The 1,203-nt window shown below is 43.4% G+C and carries 2 protein-coding genes; both read left to right on the top strand.

From position 1 onward, the window contains the following. Positions 1 to 102: 102 nt before the first annotated feature. The gene (locus tag N8M20_RS10115) at positions 103 to 564 is read left to right on the top strand and encodes a hypothetical protein (protein WP_261080502.1); all 462 of its coding nucleotides are present in this window, start codon (positions 103 to 105) and stop codon (positions 562 to 564) included. Further along, a complete protein-coding gene (locus N8M20_RS10110; protein ID WP_261080501.1) occupies positions 554 to 1,030 on the top strand; it encodes a hypothetical protein in 477 nt (158 codons plus the stop codon). Before N8M20_RS10115 ends, N8M20_RS10110 begins: the two co-directional genes overlap by 11 nt. The last annotated feature ends 173 nt before the right edge of the window (positions 1,031 to 1,203 follow it).

The following is a 1,203-nucleotide window of genomic DNA, read 5'->3' as shown; positions in this document are numbered from 1 at the left end:
TGTCGCACCAGTAGCTACAGTTTCTACGACAGCTACCGTGGCACCTACAACTGCAGAACCTCCTGCTACAACAGTTACACCTAACCAATAATGGAGGTGCTTATGGACGTCTTACAACAAATAGAGCATTTCTTCATGAATGTGCTACCAGTTGCCACGCCAATCGTCGTTGCTTGGCTTGGCTATAAAATGCCGAAGAAATCAAAGGAACTAACAGACCAAATCATTTCAGAATTGAATGATGTCAAAGGTAAAATCAAAGATGTCCAAGAAACTGCATGCGACAGCAACACCAAAATCGACGAAGTGCAGGCAAAGCTAAAACTACACGACGATGCGCACCTTGTCACGATGAGGATGCGCCTTGATCGTGATATTCGCAGGGCAATCCGTCGTGGATTTACCACAAAGGATGAGTTCTATGTAGTGGAGAATATGCACAATAGCTATAAAGCTTTGGGCGGTAATGGCTACATTGACCATTTGTACAACAATTTTGAAGCGTTGCAAATCAGAGACGACATCTTAGTTGAAGACGAGAAAGGGGCGCAGAATGGTCTGTAATCTCAATACGACCAATCTTGCTCAAGTGGATGGTGGTTACCTCATCAAACAAGGTGATGTGGCTTCTACCTTTGGATTTGTCCTCTTAGACGAAGATTATCGAGCTGTCCCCTCTCTGGATGGGGAGGTGGCGGTCGTTAGTCTGACCATGGGCAAGTACCAATGGAAGAAGAGCGTAACTGTCACAAACTCAGGCGTGAATTTTAATCTGGACACTATCTTACCAATTGGGAAATACCGCTTAGAGATTAGCGCTGGTGGGTATATTTTCCCGAGCGACAAAGAGACACATATCAAGATAGTGGCTTCAGATAAAGAATTGGTCACAGAGGAAGTCCATGCTCTCAAGGAGCTGGATATAGCAAAGGAAGTTGAAAAACAACTTGCAGAAAAAACAGTAACAGATGGTGGAGTATGTCCGGAATTTCCAGACCTACTCTTTTTTTACAACTTAGGAAAGGTATAGAAAAAAATGGAAACTACAAAATTAACAGAATTTGCCCGCACATTGGGAGAAGATAACAAACGAGTTAACGAAGAATTGAAAACCAAGGTTAGCACGTCAGCAATGACGCAGGCTATCTCACAAGCAGTCACTCAAGCTAAATCAGAAGTCAAAGCTGAAATCTTGGGTGAGTC

Origin of the sequence: Streptococcus mitis (assembly GCF_946190275.1) — a bacterium.
Lineage (GTDB): Bacteria > Bacillota > Bacilli > Lactobacillales > Streptococcaceae > Streptococcus > Streptococcus mitis_DC.
The sequence above is the reverse complement of the archived record's forward strand: the minus strand, read 5'-3'. Positions and strand labels throughout refer to the sequence as shown.

What these genes read in the sequence shown, in the direction of transcription:
- N8M20_RS10115 (WP_261080502.1), top strand. Translation starts at nt 103, where the DNA reads ATGGACGTCTTACAACAAATAGAGCATTTCTTCATGAATGTGCTACCA.
- N8M20_RS10110 (WP_261080501.1), top strand. Translation starts at nt 554, where the DNA reads ATGGTCTGTAATCTCAATACGACCAATCTTGCTCAAGTGGATGGTGGT.